Annotated in this window: 22 protein-coding genes; 9 read left to right on the top strand and 13 right to left on the bottom strand. The window is 42.7% G+C overall.

Annotation, left to right across the window (positions count from 1 at the left end):
- Window positions 1–33 precede the first annotated feature (33 nt).
- The 4 genes from V7K41_RS16100 to V7K41_RS16085 all read right to left on the bottom strand — a co-directional run bounded on the left by V7K41_RS16100 (window position 34) and on the right by V7K41_RS16085 (window position 3973).
- Complete coding sequence (locus tag V7K41_RS16100; RefSeq protein ID WP_334849685.1) at window positions 34–609, bottom strand: Uma2 family endonuclease; 576 nt, start codon at window positions 607–609, stop codon at window positions 34–36.
- Window positions 610–953: 344 nt separating this feature from the next.
- Complete coding sequence (locus V7K41_RS16095; protein WP_334849684.1) at window positions 954–1169, bottom strand: hypothetical protein; 216 nt, start codon at window positions 1167–1169, stop codon at window positions 954–956.
- A 125-nt stretch (window positions 1170–1294) separates the two neighbouring features.
- The gene (locus tag V7K41_RS16090; RefSeq protein WP_334849682.1) at window positions 1295–1537 is read right to left on the bottom strand and encodes a hypothetical protein; all 243 of its coding nucleotides are present in this window, start codon (window positions 1535–1537) and stop codon (window positions 1295–1297) included.
- A gap of 162 nt (window positions 1538–1699) precedes the next feature.
- The gene (locus V7K41_RS16085) at window positions 1700–3973 is read right to left on the bottom strand and encodes an AMIN domain-containing protein (protein ID WP_334849680.1); all 2274 of its coding nucleotides are present in this window, start codon (window positions 3971–3973) and stop codon (window positions 1700–1702) included.
- A 41-nt stretch (window positions 3974–4014) separates the two neighbouring features.
- On the opposite strand from V7K41_RS16085, the gene V7K41_RS16080 reads away from it, so the two are divergent.
- Window positions 4015–4215 (top strand): hypothetical protein, encoded by a 201-nt coding sequence (locus V7K41_RS16080; RefSeq protein WP_334849678.1) that lies wholly within the window; start codon window positions 4015–4017, stop codon window positions 4213–4215.
- Window positions 4216–4284: 69 nt separating this feature from the next.
- Here the strand turns inward: V7K41_RS16080 and V7K41_RS16075 are convergent, their stop codons facing one another.
- Genes V7K41_RS16075 through pilM form a run of 3 tightly spaced genes read right to left on the bottom strand, consistent with a single transcriptional unit; the run spans window position 4285 to window position 6933 of the window.
- Window positions 4285–5049 (bottom strand): pilus assembly protein PilO, encoded by a 765-nt coding sequence (locus tag V7K41_RS16075; RefSeq protein WP_334849677.1) that lies wholly within the window; start codon window positions 5047–5049, stop codon window positions 4285–4287.
- On the bottom strand, window positions 5046–5822 hold the full coding sequence (locus tag V7K41_RS16070; protein ID WP_334849675.1) for a PilN domain-containing protein: 777 nt from the start codon (window positions 5820–5822) through the stop codon (window positions 5046–5048). Before V7K41_RS16070 ends, V7K41_RS16075 begins: the two co-directional genes overlap by 4 nt.
- A gap of 4 nt (window positions 5823–5826) precedes the next feature.
- Complete coding sequence (gene pilM / locus V7K41_RS16065) at window positions 5827–6933, bottom strand: type IV pilus biogenesis protein PilM (protein ID WP_334849673.1); 1107 nt, start codon at window positions 6931–6933, stop codon at window positions 5827–5829.
- 152 nt (window positions 6934–7085) lie between these two features.
- Between pilM and V7K41_RS16060 the strand changes: the two genes are divergently transcribed.
- Window positions 7086–8390: an ABC transporter substrate-binding protein gene (locus V7K41_RS16060; protein WP_334849672.1), complete on the top strand. Its 1305-nt coding sequence runs from the start codon at window positions 7086–7088 to the stop codon at window positions 8388–8390.
- Here V7K41_RS16060 and V7K41_RS16055 read toward each other — a convergent pair.
- The 4 genes from V7K41_RS16055 to V7K41_RS16040 form a co-directional block, all read right to left on the bottom strand.
- Window positions 8380–10482: a hypothetical protein gene (locus V7K41_RS16055; RefSeq protein ID WP_334849670.1), complete on the bottom strand. Its 2103-nt coding sequence runs from the start codon at window positions 10480–10482 to the stop codon at window positions 8380–8382. The two genes, V7K41_RS16060 and V7K41_RS16055, sit on opposite strands and share 11 nt — an antisense overlap.
- Window positions 10483–11323: 841 nt before the next feature.
- A complete protein-coding gene (locus V7K41_RS16050) occupies window positions 11324–12625 on the bottom strand; it encodes a bifunctional folylpolyglutamate synthase/dihydrofolate synthase (RefSeq protein WP_334849782.1) in 1302 nt (433 codons plus the stop codon).
- 106 nt (window positions 12626–12731) lie between these two features.
- Window positions 12732–12857 (bottom strand): photosystem II protein Y, encoded by a 126-nt coding sequence (locus V7K41_RS16045; RefSeq protein WP_229547922.1) that lies wholly within the window; start codon window positions 12855–12857, stop codon window positions 12732–12734.
- A gap of 346 nt (window positions 12858–13203) precedes the next feature.
- The gene (locus V7K41_RS16040; RefSeq protein ID WP_334849668.1) at window positions 13204–13731 is read right to left on the bottom strand and encodes a gamma carbonic anhydrase family protein; all 528 of its coding nucleotides are present in this window, start codon (window positions 13729–13731) and stop codon (window positions 13204–13206) included.
- A 242-nt stretch (window positions 13732–13973) separates the two neighbouring features.
- Here V7K41_RS16040 and V7K41_RS16035 point away from each other — a divergent pair, with 242 nt between their 5' ends.
- The 3 genes from V7K41_RS16035 (at window position 13974) to V7K41_RS16025 (ending at window position 18145) form a co-directional block, all read left to right on the top strand.
- Entirely contained in the window at window positions 13974–14483 is a 510-nt protein-coding gene (locus tag V7K41_RS16035) for a TIGR02652 family protein (RefSeq protein ID WP_442939936.1), read from the top strand.
- A 169-nt stretch (window positions 14484–14652) separates the two neighbouring features.
- Window positions 14653–15093 carry a VOC family protein gene (locus tag V7K41_RS16030; protein WP_334849667.1) on the top strand — a complete coding sequence of 147 codons (441 nt, stop codon included), beginning with the start codon at window positions 14653–14655 and terminating at the stop codon, window positions 15091–15093.
- 145 nt (window positions 15094–15238) lie between these two features.
- On the top strand, window positions 15239–18145 hold the full coding sequence (locus tag V7K41_RS16025; RefSeq protein WP_334849665.1) for a M16 family metallopeptidase: 2907 nt from the start codon (window positions 15239–15241) through the stop codon (window positions 18143–18145).
- A gap of 189 nt (window positions 18146–18334) precedes the next feature.
- On the opposite strand, the gene V7K41_RS16020 is transcribed toward V7K41_RS16025, so the two are convergent.
- Window positions 18335–18484, bottom strand: coding sequence for a hypothetical protein (locus tag V7K41_RS16020; protein ID WP_334849663.1), 150 nt, complete (start codon window positions 18482–18484; stop codon window positions 18335–18337).
- A gap of 236 nt (window positions 18485–18720) precedes the next feature.
- On the opposite strand from V7K41_RS16020, the gene map reads away from it, so the two are divergent.
- Window positions 18721–19548: a type I methionyl aminopeptidase gene (gene map, locus V7K41_RS16015; RefSeq protein ID WP_334849661.1), complete on the top strand. Its 828-nt coding sequence runs from the start codon at window positions 18721–18723 to the stop codon at window positions 19546–19548.
- Between the two features lie 399 nt (window positions 19549–19947).
- Window positions 19948–20181: a hypothetical protein gene (locus V7K41_RS16010; protein WP_334849659.1), complete on the top strand. Its 234-nt coding sequence runs from the start codon at window positions 19948–19950 to the stop codon at window positions 20179–20181.
- Window positions 20182–20401: 220 nt separating this feature from the next.
- Here the strand turns inward: V7K41_RS16010 and V7K41_RS16005 are convergent, their stop codons facing one another.
- Window positions 20402–21721: a hypothetical protein gene (locus tag V7K41_RS16005; RefSeq protein WP_334849657.1), complete on the bottom strand. Its 1320-nt coding sequence runs from the start codon at window positions 21719–21721 to the stop codon at window positions 20402–20404.
- 304 nt (window positions 21722–22025) lie between these two features.
- On the opposite strand from V7K41_RS16005, the gene V7K41_RS16000 reads away from it, so the two are divergent.
- Together V7K41_RS16000 and V7K41_RS15995 are read left to right on the top strand one after the other, a co-directional pair.
- A complete protein-coding gene (locus tag V7K41_RS16000; protein ID WP_334849655.1) occupies window positions 22026–23429 on the top strand; it encodes an amidase in 1404 nt (467 codons plus the stop codon).
- 2 nt (window positions 23430–23431) lie between these two features.
- Complete coding sequence (locus tag V7K41_RS15995; RefSeq protein ID WP_334849653.1) at window positions 23432–24130, top strand: Crp/Fnr family transcriptional regulator; 699 nt, start codon at window positions 23432–23434, stop codon at window positions 24128–24130.
- The last annotated feature ends 113 nt before the right edge of the window (window positions 24131–24243 follow it).

Here is a 24243-nt window from a genome sequence, read left to right as displayed (position 1 = left end):
TATATGAGAACTGAAATTCACACACCGAAACTTTTACCAAATTCGTTGTATATTAAGTATAAAATCAGGTAAAATATTTTCCCCGGAAATAGTTTGAGGAGATTTTAAAACTTCTACGTCTTGTACTGGACTATAAATTTCTACTTCCTGTTTTTTTCGGTTGATTAACCAACCTAGACGACAACCATTTTCGATATACTCTTGTATCTTATTCTGAGTTTTTTTCAAGCTGTCATTAGGCGAAAGTATCTCGATCGCAAAATCAGGACATAGGGGAATAAATTTTTCTTTTTGTTCTTTAGTCAAAGCGTCCCAACGAGATTTTTCCACCCAAGAAACATCTGGAGAACGGTCAGCACCTGAAGGTAAAGTAAATCCAGTTGATGAATCAAATACTTCGCCCAATTGATTTTGGTCGTTCCAGAACCATATTTGAGCGTTAATAGTAGAATTAGTTTTTCCTGTTTCTCCTCCTGTAGGTGGCATTATAATCAACTCTCCTTGGGCATTGCGTTCTAATTTTAAATTGGGGTTTTCTTCACACAATTGATAAAACTGCTCTCTTGTCAGTTTAATTACAGAATTGAGATTTAATGTAAGTGCTGTCATAAGAGTATTTCCCTTTTTATTAGATGACTGGCTAAAAACCTTCAGTTAAAGTTTTTTGATAAAAATTCTAAATCACAAATACACGATAAATCGTCTTCATATTACATCTAGATTACTTCTCAGATTTATCCTAGTAATTCAATCAAAAATAGAAACTACATTAATACTAGTTACTCGACAATACGGTTCGGTTAACGTGTTTATTCCTCAAAGATCCCCCCAACCCCCCTTAACAAGCAGGGCTTACAACCCTCTTTTACCCCCTTTTTAAGGGGGTCGCCGTAGGCGGGGGGATCTTAACCGAACCGTATTGAGTTACTCGATGCATGGGCTTTGTTCTTTTCTCAGTTGTGACTAATTCTTCTGCACCAACTGACTAACGCCACAGCTACATGAAGCGCGTCCATGGCTGCTAAACCATACTGAGAAACAATTTGGTAAGCCTCTTGAACAATATGAGTCAAATCACTCGCCCAGTAGGTAACATCACTAAAAAATTCTTCATAGAATTGAGCTTCTTCGGTTTGCTTGTTAAAAACCGCTTTTGGACTTACTTCCAATTTGACAAACTCACTACAAGCAAATTCCCGTTAGGAATCTCCTAATATTTCAAGGGCTTTATCGGCAATTCTACCAACACCATCTGTTGCGCTGATTAATACCCCTGAATCAATATAAGTTATTTTCATTCTTCTTTACCCTGTAGCCCACCTCTGCGACTGGCAAGTTCTTTTTCGATTTCATCTTCATCTAATAAATGTTTACCAGAAGCAACAATCTTAGTGCGAATTTGCTGCAAACGTTCTCCCAATGGAATTTTATTTGCAGAGTTTTTCAAACCACTAAATTCAACAAAATCTAAAACTTCCTTTTGTTTATCTTGTGGAAGAAAACGCCACTTTGTTAATAACTTTTGTTCTAGACTCATTAGTATTTACCCACTACTGTTACTTCTATTATGATTGAGTATTTTTATTCTAGAATGACATTTAAACTTAATCCTACTCGTGAACAAGAAAATCCCCGACTTTTTTAAAAAGTCGGGGATCTGAGCATTTGCCAGAGGTGACTTACCTGCTTATTATCTTTATTACCTCGCCGGAACTTTCAACCCCCGACGTTCAAGGATTTGCCGCACTTCTGGGCTGGGGTTGTAGTTATAACCGTAAGAGGAGTTTTCAGAGTCGTCCATAATTTGAGGTGTGAGCAATACAATCACCTCATTACGCTGATTATTTCTGTTTGTACTTCTAAATAGCGAACCAATCAACGGAAGATCGCCTAAGATAGGAATCTTGGTGATAGTTGTCCGGTCTGTGTCTTGAATGATGCCTGAGAGTATCAGTGTTTGACCGTCTCGTAGGCGAATTGTACCAGAATTTAGCGATCGCTCAGACACCAAAAATATTTGTTGGACATTACCTCCTCCCAAATTTAGATTAGCTGCCGATTGGGGTGCTTTAACAACGGGAGCCACTGATAGGGATACAAAACCATTGTCATCAATCCGATCTACTTTGACAGCTAGGGTTAAACCCACGTCTGTTTTCTCAGCTGTAATTGTTTGTGTAGCGAGATTATCAGCACTACTTATTGTGCTCGTAATGTTTCCTAGCACTTCCTGGGTCAGCTTGACAGTAGCCTGTTGACCTTCTTGCACAATTAAGGTGGGGTCAGTCAAAATCTTGGCGTTGCCATTTGTAACCTGAGCCTGCAAACTAGCGAGTAACCGTTTGGGGAACTGGTATAAACTTGGTAAGGCTAATGTAGTGGTTGCTCCGGTAATGCCTGTAATACCTGCTGTTTGAGGATTAGAGTTTGCTCCAGCAGTACCTGTTCCGTTAATCGGATCAATAAAAACATTTGCGCTACTAAGTGGATTAATGGTTGTAGGTGTACTAGTCACACTGCTTCTCGCTTCAGCATTTGTAGCTGGTCTCGAACCGCCAAAATTAAAAGTTGCTGCACCACCTTCACTGTTAAAGTAGTTGTTGCCGATCCCAAAAGAAAAGCTGGTGTTGTAGTCCTGGGTGTTCAAAAGGTTAACATCAATAATCTTGACGTTGACTACCACTTGACGACGGCGGATATCAAGTTGAGTTAGTTGAGCCATTGCAATCTCAATGAGTCTAGGAGGGCCAATTAAGGTAAGTGAATTGGTGCGCTCGTCTCCTAATGCCTGTAAACCTCTTAGTAATGGGCTAGAGTCTTGAAAATTAGCACGTTGGGTTTCCAGTCTGGTTTCTGTCGTCGTCTGGGTTTGGGTGATAGGTGCAACTCCAGTACCCACAGGTACGGCACTAACACTCGTAACTTGTCGTTCGCGGCTGACGGCACTTTCTGCTCCTAAGCCAACCAAAAAATTCAGAGCGGTTCCCACCGTTACCTGATTGAGTCGCATACTACGCATAACCATGTCACGTGTCGCATTAGGTAGTTTAGCCCCTACAAAAACTGTACGACCACTGCGGTTAGCTTCTAAACCACTCAGACGCAAAACGTAGTTAAACACATCTTGCACTGGCTCGTTTTCTATATCCAAAGAGATTGTTTGAGAGGTTGCTGGTGCATTCGCAGAAGCAGCTTGCTCACCTCCCACATAAGCCAAGTTCAAACCAGCAGCACGAGCAAGCAATGACAAAACTTCACGTACTGGGGCATCTCGCAGTACTAGACGAGGTACACGTTCCTGAGTTGCTAAGTCAACAGTGCTAGGAGAAGCATCGGTAGCCGAAATAGCAATATCTCCCACTGGTGGGGCGACAGCTCGAGGTAAGAATGGTGGAGCCTGACTCAGAGGTTGACCTGGCCCAGCAGCTTGTGCAGGTTGTCCGTCAATGGTGACTTGCGGGTTGGGAACGAGAACATCTGGCTTTTGACCAGGTTGAACTGGAGTAGTAATAGGCGGTGCTGTGGATGGTGGCGCTGTTGACGTTGGTACTGATGCTGTAGTGCCAGCAGATGGGCTAAAGCTGAGTGTAATTCCATTTGGAGATCGCATCACAGGTTGACTGCTTGGTACATTGTTGCTGCCAGTTACCGTCACCCGAATGCTATTAGCATCAAGCTGACTAACCTCAACAGAGGTAATTCCTGGTGCTGGGTTATCTTGACGAAAACTATTACCTTGTGGTAATCGTAATTGAGTGTTGATAACATCTGCGACTAAAGTCTTGCCTCTTTTTGTAGTGAAAACTTGGGGGCGTGACCCAGAAGAGGTTTTCAAAGCAACGTTAATTCCACCATTAACTGGATTTAACTTCACATCAGTAACTTGACTAATTTGTGCCCAAACTGGTTGAGCTGCCAAAAATACAAAAGCGGCAGTACCTAAAATAAAACTATTACCGTGAAGCTGTTTCACAGTTCATTCCTCACCTTATAAAACCTTGTTTACATACAATTTTGAGTAGACTGTTAGAAGCCGCACCCCAGTTGCTTCTCCTGTCGGAGGCGCTACGCGAACAAGTCGGTAAAGCCGACACCAGTTGCTTATGGGGAAACCCTCAAGAGTTCGCTGGCTCGTCTACACGAGACTTTACCCACTTACCCTGCAAAAACGCCAAGGGCGAACGTGAGTTTCAAAACCCTCAATTATTTCCTTAGTCTGCGTGCGGGAAAGCTTTATCTACGCTTGTGTAGCCGCTAATTCTATTCGTCCTAGCTCTGATTTGACTACTTTTTCGGAGCAGCTAAAGCTGCTGCGGCAATTTCTTCTGGACTAAGTGGCATCAATACCTGTAACTGGAATGATGTATTAATCGCTGCGGGGCCTACCTGCATCGGCGTTTTATCTAATGGGGATCTTGTCTCTGCTGGAGCTAAAGTTGCTTGATAATCTTTAACCATTAACAAAGGCTGTAACCGCTCAATGTTACGAATTATCGATTGTGTTTGTTCATAAGTTGCTGTAATCTCAGCGCTGATAGTACTGCGTTGCAGCTTGCCGTTAACCTCTAGTCCTAGACTTCCATCAGTAATCGGTTCTGGTTTTTGGGAAATTGGCACATATTTCTTCAATTTAGCTTTTACTGCGTTAATAGAAGTTGCAGTATTGCCAGACTCAATTAAGCGGTTCAAATCCAACAGCAATGTATCTAAGGTTTTTTCGTTAGCAAATAAACTTAAAACCTGAACTTTTTGCTGCTTTGCCTGTGCTAGCTCGTCTTTAACTTTGTCAATCTGTTTGATATTGGCTTTTTTTTGCTCAATTTGCGCTTGCAGTTCAGAGCTTTTGGCTTGCTGCTGCTGATAGCTTTCCCAAGCTGGCATCAGCAGGTTTAATAATATATAACCTGCTCCCGCTAAACCAATTACCCCTACCAAGATCCCAATAATTTTTGGTGTGAAGGCAATACCAAATACCACAGGTGCGGCTGGCGTTTCCCGATCGAATTCCCCACCTTGTTCGCCAAAATTTAAATCATCACTCAGCGTCATTTTGAAATGACTCCTGTTTGTTGCATATTACGAATTCGAGTCACTAACCCCACTGTGCCTTTTTTTTCCAACTCTCGAATTAATTCCGACGCTGGAACGTTGTTCATGCTCGATTGAATAGTGTATTTAACTACTTGGGGAGGCTTAATTATTACATTATTAGAAGATTGACTCGCACTTGATGTTAAGGGAGCCTCTACTAACGTTGCTGTCAGAATTCTGGTTTCTGTGGGCTTTAAAAACTGGGACTGTTGTAAACTCAATAAGAAATCATTGACATCATTAAAGGAACGAGCCAATCCGTTAATTTCTAATCCCCCTGCGGGATTATTTGGTGGCTGACCTGCTGCTACTGCAATGGGTGGGATTTGCTTGATGTTCTCGATTTGCACTGCTGTTGGGATGCGATCGCGCAAATCTTGCAGCATTGCTGACCAAGGTCGAATTTGGTCAAATACAGTAACTAAAGCTTGGGTTTCTCCTTTAATTGCCTTCGTCTCGTCTTTGATTTTATTAATATTTCCTATTTCTGTATCTAACCTCTTGCTTTCTTGATCTAGTTGTGCTATTTGACCATCTAATTCAACAATCTTCCCTTGCAGCAACCACCAACCAACTCCCAATAAAGCTGGAAGACCTACACCTACTGCAACTCCCACATACACTAGTGTCAAATCCCCAGTAGGAAATTTTAGGGCTATTCCTCCCTTTCTCTCTGGCTTTTTCTGGTATGCTGGGCGGTCTTTAAGAAAGTTAACATCTAGGCTGTACATTTTATTACACCTCCCGCATTCCTAGACCGAGTACAATCGCCAGACCAGAGCGTTGTACCTGTGGATATTTATCAGTGTCAACTTCCAAAGATAAAGACCCGATTGGATCTATTTGAGTAGTTGGCAAGCTCAATCGTTGGGTAAAGAATTCATCTAGCTGTTGGAGTCCACCTCCTGGACCGGCTAATAAAATCTGCGCTACCTCCAAATTTTCACTTTGATTCAGGTAAAAATCGATGGAACGGCGCAGTTCATCCGTTAGTTCTCCCAAGACTCTCAATATGGCAGCCATGCCAGGATCGAGTTCGGTAACGCCAGTTTTACCGCCGTCTATGGGAGTTGCAGGAATAACCATTCCGTGTAACAGTTCCATATCTCGTGATGTAGGTAAGCTCATTGCCCTTGCTAAGGCAGTTTGCATTTGATAAGTCCCGATGGGGACTGTGCGCGAAAATTGCGGCACTCCGTTAACGATGATGGCTATTTCTGTACTATCGAACTCGATATCAACTAGTACTGCTGCTTCTTGCGGGCCAAATTGTCGCAGTTGTTCGCGAATAGTCCGAATCAGAGCAAAACTGTTAATTTCTAAAACATCAATTTGTAATCCTGCCTGCTCGAAGGTACTTATATAGGTATCCGTTATCTCCTTGCGGGTGGCAACTAGGAGTACGTGTACTTTTTCAATGCCATCTTCATCTACAAAGTACCCAAGTTTCTGATAATCTACATCAGCCTCTTCACGAGGATAGGGTAAATACAAACCTGCTTCATGGTTCAGCACCATTTCTCGCAGCTCTTTATCATCTAACTCTGCTGGCACTGGTATAATCCGAACGATAGAATCTCGTCCTGGTACACCAGTAGCAACGCGAGAAGTTTTGATTTTGCTCTCAGTTAGCGCCTGCTGGATTAATTGCGCCATTGCTGGAGGGTCATTGATTTGACCATCGGTAACTATCCCTTCTGGAACTGCTACCGATGTATAGATTTCTAGTTTCAAGCCTTGACCCTGCTTGCGTAGCTGAACTACATTCACCCGTTCGGGAGCAAGTTCAATGCCTACCCCTTTTTTCGATTTGCCAAACAGACTATTGAAGCTTTTTACCACAGTTGTGCCCGCTGGACTGCTAAATTGAAAATTTAAATTTGTTGCAGTAAAGGCGTTATATATTACGTCTTTACGGGTAATTTATTTAGCCTATAATCTCAACAATTCTGTCTAAGCTTTTCACACCGATCAAGCGTAAAAATACTGGGAAAATGATTCAATTGCGAAAATTTAAACAACTTGTTGCTTTGGTACTGCTTGGCTTATTAACCAGTTGGATTGTAAGTTGCAGTACAGGTAATGTTAATACAAGTACAAAACAAGCTACTTCAGGAGTGGGAACTGTTGAGTTTTGGACAATGCAACTCCAACCTCAATTTACCGACTACTTTAAAAGCCTAATTGCGAATTTTGAATCGCAAAATCCAGGTATAAAGATTAACTGGGTTGATGTACCTTGGGCGGCAATGGAGAACAAAATATTAACAGCTGTCTCTGCAAAAACGCCGCCTGATGTAGTTAACTTGAATCCGGGTTTCGCTTCCCAACTTGCCGGACGAAATGCCTGGTTAGATTTAGATGCGAAAGTCCCAAATGATATACGTTCCTCCTATCTGCCGAATATCTGGAAAGCAAGCACGCTTAATGGTAAGAGTTTTGGGATTCCCTGGTATCTCACCACACGGCTAACCATTTATAACACTGATTTATTAAAACAGGCAGGTATCAATAAAGTCCCTGAAACCTACGCAGAATTGGCACAAGCAGCGCAACAAATTAAAGATAAGACGGGAAAATATGCCTTTTTTGTGACTTTCGTACCGCAAGATTCTGGTGAAGTGCTGGAATCTTTTGTGCAAATGGGAGTCACCTTAATAGATGCTGAGGGTAAAGCGGCGTTTAATTCAGCACAAGGGAAAGCCGCGTTTCAATATTGGGTAGACTTGTATAAAAAAGGGTTGCTTCCTAAAGAGGCTTTGACCCAAGGACATCGCCACGCGATCGATTTATACCAATCTGGAGAGACGGCGTTTCTAGCTTCTGGCCCAGAGTTCCTGAAAACGATCGCTAATAATGCCCCAAAAATCGCTCAAGCTACGGGAATAGCACCTCAACTCACTGGTGATACAGGCAAGAAAAATGTCGCGGTGATGAACATAGTTATTCCCCGCGATAGCAAACAACCAGATGGTGCTGTGAAGTTTGCTTTGTTTGTCACCAATGACGAAAATCAGTTAGCCTTTGCTAAAGCTGCAAATGTTCTACCTTCTACAATCAAAGCATTGTCTGATAGTTACTTTAAAGATGTTCCAGCTAATGCTTCAACAATAGAAAAAGCGCGAGTTATGAGCGCTCAAGAACTGCTAAAGGCAGAAATATTGACCCCCACCTTGAAGGATTTCAACAAACTGCAAAAGGCAGTTTACGAGAACTTGCAAGCAGCAATGTTAGGCGAGAAGACTGTAGATAAAGCTGTAGAAGATGCGGCGCAGGAGTGGAACAGTACTAGGAGTTAGGAGACAGCACCACAAAATTTAATGCCGTAAGAGTTGGCGCACCAGTTAGAGTCGCAAATAGACCACCGCTACTAAAACCAGCCGCGCTGCCATTTTGGTTGTAGAACAACTGCCCACTCACAGGATCGTAGACAATTGTTGCCGTGCTAGTCCCTGCTGAAGAAGTGATTTCAAAATCACTGCTGTTACTAAAACTTGCTCCCGCAGTTGAAGCGATGCCTACGGCAACCCGAAGCGGGAACGCACTAAAAGTAGTTTTATCTAGGATAATTTGATCGCCTTGGGAACTCTTAAAGTCAGCGATCGCATCTACACCAATACCACTCAGGCCAAAAGCAGCATCAGTGTTGTAAAGGAATTTGTCAGCACCCGTACCACCTGTGAGTACGTCATTGCCAGCACCGCCAACGAGAGTATCATTGCCGAATCCACCAGTGAGAGTATCATTGCCTGACCCACCCCGCAACAGGTCATTACCACCGAAGCCATTAATAATGTCGTTACCAGCATTGCCGTCGATGATGTTGTTGCTGTCTGTGCCGACAAGAGTATCTTTACCAGCAGTTCCCGTTAGGTTAATGGTGCTGCTCTTGCCTATATTCTTCCCACCAAATACCACGTAGGCCTGCCCTCCTGAATTGGTGTCGTTGGGGGAGGCTTTTGGTGCCCCGATAATCAGGTCAGCGATGCCATCTGAGTTGACATCTCCGGCACTGCTGACAGAATTGCCTGACCAGTCCAATAAACTGATGCCATTGATAATGAAGCCGTTAGCACCGTTAAGGTCAGAGAGTTTGAGAGTGGCGCTCCATCCTGTCCTCTTGCCAAATACCACGTAGCTCTGCCCAGATAAGTAGCCATTGGGGTCGGCACCGTCTGCCCCGATAATCAGGTCGTCGATGCCGTCGGAGTTGACATCTCCGGCACTGCTGACAGACTCGCCTGACCAGTCACTTTCATTGATGCCGTTGATCGCAAAACCGTTAGCGCCGTTAAGGTCGGAGAGGTTGAAAGTGGCGCTCCATCCTGTGCTCTTGCCAAATACCACGTAGCTCTGCCCTGACCCGATGCCGTTGGGTTTGGCAAATCTTGCCCCAATAATCAAGTCGTCGATACCGTCGGAGTTAACATCTCCGGCACTGCTGACAGAAACGCCTGAGTTGTCATATTCATTGATGCCGTTGATCGCGAAGCCGTTAGCGCCGTTGAGGTCAGAGAGATTGAGAGTGGCGCTCCATCCTGTGCTCTTGCCAAATACCACGTAGCTCTGCCCTAACGCGATGCCGTTGGGGTCGGCTTCCTGTGCCCCGATAATCACGTCAGCGATGCCGTCTGAGTTGACATCTCCGGCACTGCTGACAGAAAAGCCTGAGGAGTCATCCTGATTGATGCCGTTGATCGCGAAGCCGTTAGCGCCGTTGAGGTCAGAGAGGTTGAGAGTGGCGCTCCATCCTGTCCTCTTACCAAATACCACGTAGCTTTGCCCTGAATTGGAGCCGTTGGGGTCGGCATGGTATGCTCCGATAATCAAGTCAGCGATGCCGTCGGCGTTGACATCTCCGGCACTGCTGACAGAACGGCCTAAAATGTCATATTTATTGATGCCGTTGATCGCGAAGCCGTTAGCGCCGTTGAGGTCAGAGAGGTTGAGAGTGGCGCTCCATCCTGTGCTCTTGCCAAATACCACGTAGCTCTGCCCTGACGAGTAGCCATTGGGGTTGGCTCCAAATGCCCCGATAATCAGGTCAGCGATGCCGTCGGAGTTGACATCTCCGGCACTACTGACAGAAATGCCTGAGGCGTCACCTTTATTGATGCCGTTGATCGCGAAGCCATTAGCGCCGTTGAGGTCAGAGAGGTTGAGTTGGGGGCTAAAACCTGTGCTCTTGCCAAAGACCACGTAGCTCTGCCCTGAAAGGGAGCCGTTAGGGTCGGCGAAATATGCCCCGATAATTAGGTCAGCGATGCCGTCGGAGTTGACATCTCCAGCACTACTGACAGAAACGCCTGATTCGTCACCTCTATTGATACCGTTGATCGCGAAGCCGTTAGCACCGTTGAGGTCAGAGAGATTCAATGATGCATTAACCATGATTTTCTCATGTATTGGTAGTGATTTAGGAAGTCGAGAGCCTTGGTAAATGGAATTGGCGGCTACACAAAGTCTTTTTGCCTGCGCGGACTCACAAAAAATTCCTGTTTTGAAACCTGCCTTCGTGTAGCGTCCCCTTTGTAATTCGTAATTCGTAATACTCGTATACAGGCAACAAGCAAGCTACGTAATTCGTAATTAGGAAGTTTAATCACGAATTACAAGGCTTACAATTACCAGTTGTGTAGATGTGCGTCGGCATCACCCTTACGGGGTGACAAATTCAAGCTAAGAAAAATTGTACCTCAACAGCGATGCCTGCGGTGGTCACTGAGCTTTGTCGTTCGCGCAGCGTCTCGTAGAGAAGTGCGGGCTACGCCTACGCACTCATCCTCAGCAGCCAGTAGAATTTCCCGCAGCTTCATTCCAAGAGTGAGCATTTTTCTTCTATGAAACTTAAATTACTTGTGTGATGATACACCAACACCTGCTTTAAGCCGCTTCTCTACCAGACGCTTTGCGAATGCGTCTACATGGATTGCCGCTACAGCTTGTAGTTTTGCCTAAATCCTGTAGGCGCATCTTCAAAAATAAATGGTATTACTATCTCAACTTTGAACATTTGCAGCAAATGTTATTCAATATATAAGAAAAGCTTAAGTATTTACAGGAAAGGTATAATTATTTGCAGCAATTACTTTAACCTTTGTAACAAATACTCTTATATGTATAAGAAAGCCTTAAGTATTTCCAGGAAATGTATAATCATTTGCTGCAAATACTTTAACCTTTGTAACAAATACTCTTACATATATAAGAAAGGCTTAAGCAATTGCAACAATCATTGTAGTGAACTTATAGATATAGTTGTTGCTAAAAAATTGCCTACTAAATAAAGTGAACCACACACAATTATTAAATCGTCTGTGGTAGCGGTTGAGGTTGCGGCTTCTAGTGCTGTGAATAAATCTGGATGGATTTGGCGATCGCTTAATTGGGGACAGAGGCTGTAAGCTAGGTTTGATAAGTAGTCTAGGTCAGCGGAAGTTCTACCGGGCCAAGGTTCTACTGGTATTGGCACTAAAAAAAGGCGATCGCCTGGTCGCAGTAAAGCGGTAAAAATATCAGTATGATCCTTATCGGCAAACATTCCCATAACCCAATTGACGGGCTTGTGTTTAACTGCCTCTAAGCTATCAACATACTGACGGAGAACTTGGGCTGCGGCGGTATTATGAGCGCCATCAAGTAATAATTTATGGTTTTTCCAAGTAGTCCATTGCATCCGCCCCGGCCATTTAGTTTTAGCCATGCCGTTAATTATGGCTTCTTCTGAAATCTGCCAACCCTGTTGTTGGAGAATTTCTAAAGCAGCTAAAGCCAAAGCTGAATTAGTTAACTGAATCTGTCCCGCCAAAGACAACGAATATTTAATTAAATTAGAATTTTGAATAGTTTGATATTCTGCCCATCCAGAGGTTATTTCACGGGCGGGTTGAGGCGTAAAGATCGGGCATTGTAATTCTAAAGCACGCGATCGCACCACTTTGTCTGCCTCTGGTGGCAATGGCCCAATCACAACGGGACATCCAGGTTTGAGAATACCTGCTTTTTCTCTAGCAATATCAGTGATGGTAGGGCCAAGTTGCTGCCAGTGTTCTCGGCTAATGGAAGTAATGAGCGTAACCAAAGGTTCTAAGCAGACATTGGTAGCATCTAAGCGCCCTCCTAGTCCGACTTCTACCACAGCCACATCAACTTGTTGCTGGGCAAAATATAACCAAGCAGCCGTCGTGATTACTTCAAACTGAGTTGCCGATTCGTCCTGATGACGAATAAGCGCTTGGACTTTTTCTAATAATTGACTCAATTCCTCAGAGGAAATTGGCTGTTCATTCAGACAAATACGTTCCGTCCAATCAACTAAATGGGGGGAAGTGTAGCGTCCTGTACGATAACCAGCCTCAGTGAGTACCGAGGAAAGATAAGCACAGACTGAACCTTTGCCATTAGTGCCAGCAACATGAATTATCGGGACTTGATGATGGGGATTGCCAAGATTTGCCAATAGATTGACAATGCGATCGAGTCCCAAATGGACACCAAAGCGTTGCAGTGGTTGTATTACAGAATCGATATCCAAGGAATGAGAGTGAGGAGTAAGGAGTGAAGACAAGAGGACAACAGGACAAGGGGAATAATCAATGCCCAATGCCCTGTGCCCCATACCCAATAACCGATTAATGAATTTAAGCTTCTCTATCCAAAAAGCCTTGAATTTGTCTTAAAGCCGCAGCGCCAATATTAAACACTGCCCAGCCAGCAGCAATGGCAACTGGTGCTAAAACGATCGCTATACGAAAATCGATATCCATATTTAAGAACCCCTCTTTTAAGTAGAAATTAAAGTTTTGTCAACAGCTCTCATTTTTATTTTTAGCTGAAGTGGGCAATTTTTCCAAATCTAAATGTAAAGAATGTTTAATTTATGGGGCATGGGGTATGGGGCATGGGGCATTGGTTATTAATAGGACTTACGCACAAGTTACGGAATAACGAACCGCAGAGGCACAGAGAAGCCAGTGCGTTGGGCGGGTTCCCCGACTTGTAGCAACTGGCGCGGCACGGAGAAATCATAGTTTGAGAGATATTTTGCGTAAGTCCTAATTAATTCTTGTCCCTCATCTTCCCCTGCTTCCCCTACTTCCCAGTCCCCACTCCCTAAGCCTTGCTAAAACCAATATCAGTACCCTTACCAGCATGAACTAAAGCTAACTTTTGGTAACGTTTAGCGTGTTCAATCAGTTCTGCGGCTTCAACATCTGTTACTTGGCGTAACACTTTACCAGGAATACCGACAACTAGAGACAAAGGCGGTATATTTTTAGTTACCACTGCGCCAGCACCAATAATGCTACCAGTACCCACTCGTACCCCATCTAAAATCACTGCGCCAATGCCAATCAAACTTCCACGCTCAATGTAAGCAGAATGTACCACAGCGCGATGCCCTACGGTAACATGATCTTCTAAGATTGTTGGAAAACCAGCATCACCATGTAGAATTGCACCATCCTGAATATTTGTGCATTCGCCAATTTCAATCCGTTCTACATCTCCCCTCACCACTGCTCCATACCAAATGCTCACTCCTGTTGCTATATTTACCGAACCCATAACAACAGCATTGCCCGCAATGAAGGCAGCTTGAGAAAAATCAGGAGATGTCCAGTAAGAAGCGGTAGACACGATAGAATATGAATATGGTACCCAGGAACACTGGAGAAACTCCAACTTTTGAGGCTGGTTGCACAACCAGGATATCACAGCGTCAAGCCTCTACGCTGAGGAAAACACTAGTGAACAATGTTCCTGCCGCAACACCGTGTCTATGCAGCAGTGAGCAAGTAACCCAAAGTGGTTGAGCCGAAGTGTATAATCCAACCCACTAGTGCTGGTGAAGACAAAATTATGTTTGTACGCACTTCATGATGAATCCAGGTTTGCAGTACCCGATGTTTGGGCCGGAAATACAGTGTCCCCATTGTCGCCAGACTATTCCGGCGTTGACACTAACAGATACCTATTTGTGTCCTCGTCATGGCGCGTTTGAAGCTAATCCTAAAAATGGAGAGTTAATCCATTTGCAATCGGGGCGTCATTGGCGGAGGTGGAATAATGAATGGTATAGACAACATACTCATCCTGATGGTATTCGCTTTGAAATTCACGAAGCATTAGATAAGCTCTATACCCAAGGCTTTCGAGCAACACGAGTGATTATTGCTCGACGCTATCAGGAATTGATGAGTGGCTACTTGGAACGCAGCACGCCTTGGCGTTCTGGACAACCAGAAGCTACTGCTGCGCGATTGTACGGTTTACCCGTGGAGTTTAGCCCCGATACTTCAGATGATGCCTGTTGGGAAGTGATTAATTTTGACTTGGAAAAAGAGCCTGGTGTCCCTGTACGCTACCCTTATTTCAGGTTATTTGAATAATGGTCATTGGTCATTGGTCATTTGTCATTTGTCATTGGTCATTTGTCATTAGTGAGTAACAAACGACAAAGTGCAAAGTTCTGATCGGAGGAAACCTTTGATTGGAACTTTGTAAGAGAAAACAAGTGACAAAGGATTACTGACAAAGGACTACTGACAAAGGACAAATATGCACCATGCTTCTATTCGGACTGCGAATATTCATCGAGCGATCGCTTTCTACGAACTTTTAGGGTTTACAATCTCAGAACGCTTTACCACAGGCTACACCCTAGCTTGCTGGATGGAAGGATTGGGCGGCAGAATTGAACTGATCCAAATTCCCGAACCAAAACCAGCCCCAGATGCTTTTGCTGATGAGCATTATGTAGGGTATTATCATCTCTCGTTTGATTTAACTGAGATTACACCAGATTTACCTAGCTGGTTGACAAATTTGCAAAAATGTGCATTGCAATCTGCTGAGAGTCATCCCGAAGGATTAGAACCGTTGAAGGTGCTTTTAGAACCGACACAACAGCAAATAGGCGATCGCATTTACGAAGTGGCTTTCATCGCCGATACTGATGGCTTACCTCTGGAATTTATTCGGGTTTTAGCAAAACTCTGATAATTTAGCTTTTTTATTATCTTTGTTGCTAATATATTGTTTTTCTGTATTGTTACCGAAGTCACAGATTTTTTTGCCAGATTAAAGTGTAGTCACTCTGCCAAATAACTATGTAACTTAATTTACAGATATATCTGCTCAATATATGTACGGATTTTCCAAATTTTATTTTAAATTTTATAAATATCCTTTGCCGTTATTACTTTTAAGTTTATGGCTAGTAGCTGTTTTTTTGTTGAGCGATCGACCTGCTCATAGCCAACATCCAGTTATATTTACTAACAAAGAAAAATATCAGTCAACCTTGCTAGCAAAAAGAAGAATGCCCTCAACACTGACAGAAAATGTCCGCAAGACAGTACTAGAGAATGGTCTAACTGTCCTGACAAAGGAAGTGCATACTGCGCCAGTGGTGACGGTGCAGGTGTGGTACAAGGTTGGCTCACGCAACGAAGAACCGGGTGTGAATGGCATTGCCCACCAGCTAGAACACATGATGTTTAAAGGCACTCGAAATCGTCCAATTCAATTTGGACGTTTGTTTAGTGCTTTAGGTAGTGATTCCAATGCTTTCACCAGCTACGATCAAACTGCATATTACGGTACTGTAGAACGAAACAAGCTGAAAGCGCTCTTAGTGCTGGAAGCTGACAGAATGCAAAATTCCCAGATTGAGCCAGAGCAATTAGCGAGTGAAAAGCGCGTAGTAATTTCGGAGTTGCAGGGTTACGAAAATAGTCCAGAATATCGCCTCAACCGTGCTGTCATGCAAGCGGTGTTTCCCAATCATGCTTATGGGTTGCCTGTAGGTGGCACAAAAGCTGATGTCGAAAAATTTGAAGTTGAACAGGTAGAAAAATATTACCGCAATTTTTACAGTCCCGATAATGCTGTCTTAGTGATTGTTGGAGATTTTCAAACTGCAAATACCCTCGAAACAATTAAAGAAGTATTTGGGAAATTACCGAGGCAGGAGGCAGGGGGCAGGGGGCAGGGGGCAGGAGTTATTTTTCCCTTATCTCCATCACTCAGCACTCAGCACTGGCCCAACCCTAGTTATCCGCTAACAGCACTGGCTCAACCCAAGCTATCCGCTAACAACCCTCCCATAGTATTGCGAGAACCGGGAGCAGGGCGGCTGTTACAAGTTGTGTATCCGCTACCGGATGCAAATCAACCGGATGTCCCGGCGCTGGATGTAATGGATTACATTTTGACAGAAGGACGGAATTCTAGACTTTATCAAGCATTGGTGGAGTCAGGTTTAGCTAGTGAAGTTACAGCATCCGTTACCAGTTTGCGAGAATCTGGTTGGTATGAAGTGTTGGTAACGGCTGGTTCTAAACAAGATTTGAAAAAAATTGACTCAATGTTGAGTAGCGCGATCGCCAATGTAGCAGAAAAAGGTGTGACATCTGAGGAAGTAGAACGAGCCAAAACTCAATTAACAGCAGATGTAATTTTGAGTAACCGTGATATCACCTCTCAAGGAATGCGATTGGGTACTGATGAGACAACTGTTGGTGATTATAGCTACACAGACCGTTATTTGGCTGCTGTCCGTCTGGTGAAGTCGGCTGATGTCGTTGCTGTGATTAACAAATACCTGACAAAAGAAGCGCGGACAGTTGGCTTTTTTGAACCAACCCAGAAGCGGATAACAGAGGTTGCTGACAAACCAGACTCAGCCCAAACTACAGAAAACTTCTCTGCTGGTGCACCCGTACTTTTTTCTGAGGTGATAAAGTACTTACCGCCTGTGGATTTGGCTACAGATGCGATTGCCCAAGTCTTACCTGATGAATTTAAATTTACCAACGGACTGCGGATATTACTGTTACCCGATCGGAGTACTCCCACCGTTACCCTGAGTGGTTATATTCAAGCCGGGACAGAATTCGATCCAGATAATAGAGCTGGGTTGGCTGCTTTTGTGGCAGATAATTTGCTCAATGGCACTAATAGCAAGGATGTCTTTACTATTGCTAAAGTCTTAGGAGAACGAGGGGCAAGTCTAGACTTTCAAGCCTACCGTGAAGGTGTGCATATCGAAGGTGATAGTTTAGCTCTTGATTTGCCGATACTCCTAGAGATATTGGCAGATGTTGTAAAAAATAGTAACTTTCCAGTCAAAGAGTTGGAATTGCATCGCCAACAAACTTTAACCGAACTGCAACTGGAATTAGATGAGCCATCAGAAGTAGCCAGAAGAGTATTTGTTCAGTCAATTTATCCGAAAAAACATCCCTTACATACTTTTCCTACAGACGAAAGTTTACAGCAGATTCAGCGCCAGGATGTGATTGATTTCAAAGCTAAACATTATCGTCCAGATACAACAGTGCTAGCGCTGGTGGGAGATTTTGATCTAGACAAAGTGCGATCGCTGATTAAAAATAAGTTTGGAGATTGGGAAGTTAACGGAAAAGCACCCACATTAAAATACCCTCCGGTGGCAATGCCGGAGAAAATCGTTAGTGTCAACCCAGTTTTACCAGATAAAGCCCAAGCTGTGACTTATATGGGTTACACAGGCATTAACCGTTACGATCCTCGGTTTCATGCAGCCTTAGTATTGAACCAGATTTTGGGAGGCGATACCTTATCTAGTAGACTAGGTTCAGAAGTGCGCGATCGCCAAGGTTTGAGCTATGGAATTTATAGCTCCTTCCAAGCTCTTAAGAATGTAGGGACATTTTTGATTGAGATGCAGACTAGTCCTCAAGATAGCAGTAAAGCGATCGCTAGTACCCGCCAAATACTACAGCAAATCCATCAACAAGGTGTAACTGCACTGGAAGTAGAAACAGCTAAACGCACTCTCATCAGCAATTACAACGTTTCCCTAGCAAACCCAGAGGAATTAACAGATAGAATTCTGATGAATGAAGTGTACGGGCTAGATAAAGTAGAATTGCACTCCTTCACTGATAAAATCCAGAAAGTCACCCTTACCCAAGTGAATCAAGCGGCTCGTGAGTTACTCCACCCAGATAAAATCGTAGTCGTTACTGCTGGGCCATCTGTGTTAGCAGAGAAAAGCATTAGGTAGAGATGGGCACTGAGCATGGATAATATAAAGAATGGGTAAAGTGGTTTTTCCTGCTATCTATAAATTGTTCTTGCTCATCAGTATTGCCTTTTGAAAACTAGTGATGAAAATTTATCACCATTTTTACGAAATTGTAATTAAACCTCTTGCTTTCTCAACTCCTACTTGGGTGCAAATATTACGGTAGAACTAGGTGATATTAGCGTTGCTCCTAGCTCTAAATTTCATTGCTGCTACTCCAGCAATCGCGGCGAATTTGTCTGGCGATTTGCTCAAGTAACCAGCTACAGAAATTACAGTTAGCTTGGGTAATTCGGCTAACGAACTAAAATCCCTCATTTTAGACAAAACTGTACTAACTCCCATAGTGTATCGTGAATAACTTAAGGCGTTTTTGATTCAAATCCAACATATTAGGAGTATGCAAATATGTTATTCTATATACATTAGCGCCCAAAATAGAAGAATCCCTATCAGCGATTAAAATAACTTAAATTATAGATATTATTTCTCAATTAATCTAGAGAAAGCATTGATACTTCAGCATCAAAGCCACCAGTAATTATTAATTTCCCATGAACATTTTCAGTAACTTACTTTCTCAAGCAACTCAGTCTGCACCTGCGAAAAAACAGCGCCGAGGAATTGAAATTAAATCGCCGCGTGAAATTGAAATCATGCGGAAATCATCGGCAATTGTGGCAACTGTTTTAAAAGAAATTTCCGAGCTAGTAAAGCCAGGAATGACAACAGCTGATTTGGATGCTTATGCAGAAAAGCGCATCCGCGAAATGGGTGCAACACCCAGTTTTAAAGGATATCACGGTTTTCCAGGTTCTATTTGCTCCAGCATTAACAATGAAGCTGTACATGGCATTCCTAGCCCCAAAAAAGTGATTCGCGTCGGGGATGTATTAAAAGTAGATACAGGTGCTTATTACCAAGGCTTTCATGGTGATTCTTGTATTTCAATTGCTGTCGGTGAAGTGACGCAAGAAGCTGCTAAATTAATTCGCGTAGCAGAAGAAGCTTTATATAAAGGCATTGAGCAAGTAAAGGCTGGTGTATACCTACTTGACTTAGCTGGAGCAATTGAAGATCATGTGAAATCTAACGGTTTTAGTATAGTCGAAGAATTCACTGGACACGGTGTCGGTCGTAACCTACATGAAGAACCTTCAGTATTCAACTATCGTACCCGCGAGATGCCAAATGTTAAACTCCGGGCGGGGATGACGCTGGCAATTGAGCCAATTTTAAATGCGGGTTCCAGACACACACGAACATTATCTGACCGTTGGACAGCAGTCACTATGGACAATTCTTTATCGGCTCAGTTTGAGCATACAGTTTTAGTGACAGAGACTGGTTATGAGATTTTAACTGACCGTTCTCAGGTGTAATTGTTAGTTGTAATTATCTGTTGTTAAAGAGGTGAAGCGTCGAAACAGGGCGATTTACCTCTTTATTTTTTTACGAAAATCGAAAAGCTCGGATTTATGACTTCTTAGAGAAATCATAAATCTTGTAATCGTTTTTTAGTTTTGAATTATTATCTGATCGCCGCATAGTTAGTTTTATAAATAGGAAGTGTTTCTTTTGGTTTAGGGATTGTAAAGATTAGTAATCAATTTTCGTAGTTATTGGAATTTGTAGTTTAATTTTCAGTTGTAGGTTTAGATATACTATTGCAAGAAATTTTATGAAACTTTTAAATTCAATAGGTTCTAGCTTATTGTCTTTGAGCGCTTTGCTGTTGCTCGGTACCACTGCTACATCTCCTGCACAGGGGGAAACTAGGTATGGATGCCCATCTGGGTACTTTTGCATCTATCCAGAAAATGTTTACTATGGTAATTCAACACCCAGTAATAAATATTACCGTTATGGTACTTATAAGCTCTATAAACAGTACAATTACCACTGGCTCTACAACAACCAGACCGGAGGCGCTTCGGTCGCGCTATGTAGAAACTCGAATGGAACCGATTGTCGGCTTACTATATTTCCGAATCAGTATAGTTATTACAATTTAACTCCAATCAATTCTATCAAACTCATAAAGTAACTAAGAGGATGTTTTAAAAGGCTCTTTTGCTTTCTTAGTTAGGACAACAATGTATCTCAATACATCGCTAAAACCTTGATTTATCGTCAAAGTTAACCCCTAAATGAGAACACCAAAATTATATCTTCTGAGACTTTTAAAACATCCTCTAATAAATCGATCGCCTATTGCCATTTGTCTTGTGCTTCCTACCGAACTAATAGTGAATGAGGCGAATTTTGTACAAATAAATTAGCTTCTATTGCTAGTTTGTGAGCTGACTCTAAGTTTGCTAAGGCTTTCTTTTCAATTAACACTCTTTGACTTATAGATTTATAGTTAATTCGATAGTAAGCCAATTTCTTCTTTGCTCGCTCAGAAACTGATGTTTCATTAGGAATACTATCTAACAAGATTATTGCCTGATGCCATTTAGTTTCTGCTTCTTGCCAGATTTGTAGAGGATGCGGCGGATTTTGAACCAGAGAAGCAGCCTCCATACCGAGTTTTTGAGCAGATTTAAACTTAGCATAAGCACTTCTTTCTTGAGTTAAACTTAGACTTTGTTCTCTAATTTTCCAACCACCAAAAGTTAAGAGTAATAAACTTAAGGCTATAATCAAAGCTGAACGTACTATTTTTGGTGTAGAAAACTTCGGTACTATTTCGACTTCTTGATCATTAATTGCTTCTTCACTGCTTTCCTGTTCAATCTTGTTCAGGGCTTGTTCTGCCTGTTGATTTAAAGTGTCATATTGCACGATCGAAGTAGCAATTTGTTCTTGGAAAAAATCACAATCATTGAGAATATCTGTCAATTCTTTAAATTTTCCCTCACTCGATATGATTAATTCGTGGTCATCATCTAACCACTCTAAAGCGAAACCAGATTTACCATAAAAAGCTGATACACCTAATAAAATATTTAATAAACTGCGACTATTTTTAATAGTATTAAAAATATGATTTAATTTTTGTTGTAACTGTAATAGTTGTTTTTGATAATCGCTAATTTTTTGAATTTGATGTGTTAATATATTAAATTTGCCAAAGTTTAAGTTAATTTTTAAGTTTTCATTAAGTCTTTGAAGTTCATTGGATATGCTTAGATGACTAATATCAGAATTTAGTTGATTGACCAATTGAAGATCGCTGAGAATATCAGCGGCTATTGCCTGCAAAAAATAACCCCATTCAATCCAAGAATCAATTTTTGATTGTAAATCAATTAATGAAATTTTAGTTTCTGAGTTGCCAAATTTTTCTGCTATAGCTGGATCTACTAATCCAACACTAGGTATAAACAAACTCGCTACTGTACCTATTCGAGGAAGTGTAGCGATCGCAGAATTTTTGCCGTTCTCAAATCTCAATTCCTGAGCGATTAATTTTTTAATATTTCGTAGTTTTTCCTGAGCATTATTAATCGGGATAATTTGTTCGATGATTTGATTAGAATCGCCAATAGTCAGTTTTAGACTCTGAATCAATGTTGGCAATTCACTAACAAGTATTTCTAGGTTAGCCATAAATACCCTTTAGGGATTTGTCGAAAGTTTATGCGAAACAATTAAAATGGCTTGAGTAAGAATGTAACCACGCCTGTTGCATCTAAGCATCCTAAATGAGTCACAAATTTCAGGAGCTATAGCAAAGTGCTGAGTGCTGAGTGCTGAGTAAAAACCCACTTTTGTCAAGGCTTTGAGCGATCAACACTGTCCTAACCTATGTGACTACGGCTATATAAAATGTATAGTTCCCGGAAATCCTGCTAAAGTAACAATTTCAGTTTAAAAATCCCAGAGAAAGACAAAATTATCCATTCACTAACCTATGAATGAAGTTGATTTAGCATTTACCCCAGCACTAGAGTTGGCACAATTGATTCGTCGTCGGGAAATATCACCGCTAGAGTTGGTAGAAATATATTTAGAACGGATTGGGCAATTAAATCCCCAATTAGGAAGTTATTTTACGGTGACGGCAGAATTAGCGATCGCAGATGCCAAAGCTAAAACAGAATTATTGACAACTACCTCAGAACTACCGCCATTTTTTGGCGTGCCGATTTCCATTAAAGACCTCAACGCAGTAGCAGGTGTTACTTGTACTTATGGAAATCCGGCATTACTGAACAATATTCCTAACTATGATGATGGCGTTGTAACGCGGATTAAGCAAGCTGGATTTACTATTCTCGGTAAAACAGCTACTTCCGAATTAGGTTCATTCCCATACAGCGAACCTATGGGTTTTCCCCCAGCCAGAAATCCGTGGAATTTAGAATACACCCCTGGCGGTTCCAGTGGTGGGGCAGCAGCGGCGGTAGCAGCGGGATTGTGTGCGATCGCTCAAGGTTCTGATGGCGGTGGTTCAATTCGGGGGCCTGCGGCTTGTTGTGGTTTGGTGGGAATTAAACCATCTAGGGGCAGGGTAAGTAAAGCACCCGTAGGCGAACGTCTCGCTGGAATTGCCGTCAACGGGCCAATCGCCCGCACTGTGGCTGATGCTGCTGCCCTTTTGGATGCCATCTCTGGGTATACAACAGGCGATCCTTACTGGTTGCCAGATCCCGAACCATCATTTCTCGCCGCTACTCAGACAAAACTTGGTGCTTTGCGAATTGCCTTTGACACTAGTATTTCTCCTTTAGGAGAAGCTGACGCGAACTGTCAGCAAGGTGTCCGCCAAACAGTCCAGTTATTAGAACAACTCGGCCACCACGTTCAACAAAAATCCCCAGATTTTAGTGGTTTAGTTGAACCATTTCAAATCGTTTGGCAAGCTGGGGTAGCTGCATCAGGACTTCCTGTTGAAGCTTTGCAACCATTAAATCGCTGGCTATTTGCACGTACAGGTTCTGTTGCCCAGTACCTGCAAGCAGTTTCCCAAATGCAGGTAGTGGCACGTCAAATTGTGGCATTTTTCGATACCGTGGATGTGCTGGTATTGCCAGTTTATCTACATTCACCCATCCGCGTTGGGGAATGGGCTTCCCTGAGTTTAGAAGAGACATTCCAAAATATTATTGAGTGGGTTGCCCCTTGTCCGCCTGCGAATGCAACTGGACAACCTGCGATCGCAATTCCTGTGGGCTTTGACAGTAAGGGTTTACCCATGAGCGTGCAGCTAATTGGTAAACCTGCCGCTGAAGCCACAATTATTAGCCTAGCAGCACAACTAGAAGCGGCTAACCCTTGGATTGATCGCCGTCCAGCCTGGGCAATATCAAGCTAATCATGCAGGCATCCCTGGAACAACTTTCGCAAATTATTGTGTTTGCAGGTTTAGAAACAGCAGAGAAGATCGGTTTGCAACCTGACACTCAGGTGCAACGCCATCTTAAAGGAGAGATTATTCTCCATGAAGGCGATCGCTTACCAGCAAAACTCTACGCTGTTGTCAGTGGATCAATCCAAGTTACCAAAACAGCAACAACGGGGAAAGAAACAATTCTCCGCGCCTTAGCTGCTGGGGAAATTTTTGCGGCTCCGGCTTTGTTGGGAAATGGAATTTCTCCGGCAACTGTCACTGCTGAATCTGATTGTGAAATTATCACTGTAGAGCGAGATGCTTTATTAAAAGCTATTGGTCAAAATCCTGAAATTGCCTTACGAATGCTGATGGTTTTTAACAGTCGGATTCAGCAATTACATGAAACAGTCCACGGATTAGTTTCTGAAAGAGCTATTGTTCGCCTTGCCAGATTAATACAATATTTTGCTGCCGAATCGGGAACTGAATCTACTTCCCAAGGCGAATGTTTAAAAATCAAATTATCTTATTATCGGATGGCTCGAAGTAGTGGTATTACTTACGAAGAATGCGTGCGATTAATTAAAAGTCTCAAGTCAGTAATTGCTTATCGCCGTGGCGGGACGATTATAATACTTGATGCTGATAAATTAGATGCGATCGCTTCTGGAAATATAGATTAGTAGGGGCACACAGCTGTGCATTGGTGTCAACTTAAGAAAAAATCTGCTTTGAGAGGACGTTTTGCCCTCATCCCCTAACCCCTTCTCCCAAGTTGGGATTCGGGGAACTAGAG

Origin of the sequence: Nostoc sp. (assembly GCF_036917415.1) — a bacterium.
Lineage (GTDB): Bacteria > Cyanobacteriota > Cyanobacteriia > Cyanobacteriales > Nostocaceae > Nostoc.
Note: the sequence above shows the minus strand (reverse complement) of the source record. Positions and strands in the feature narration are given on the sequence as shown.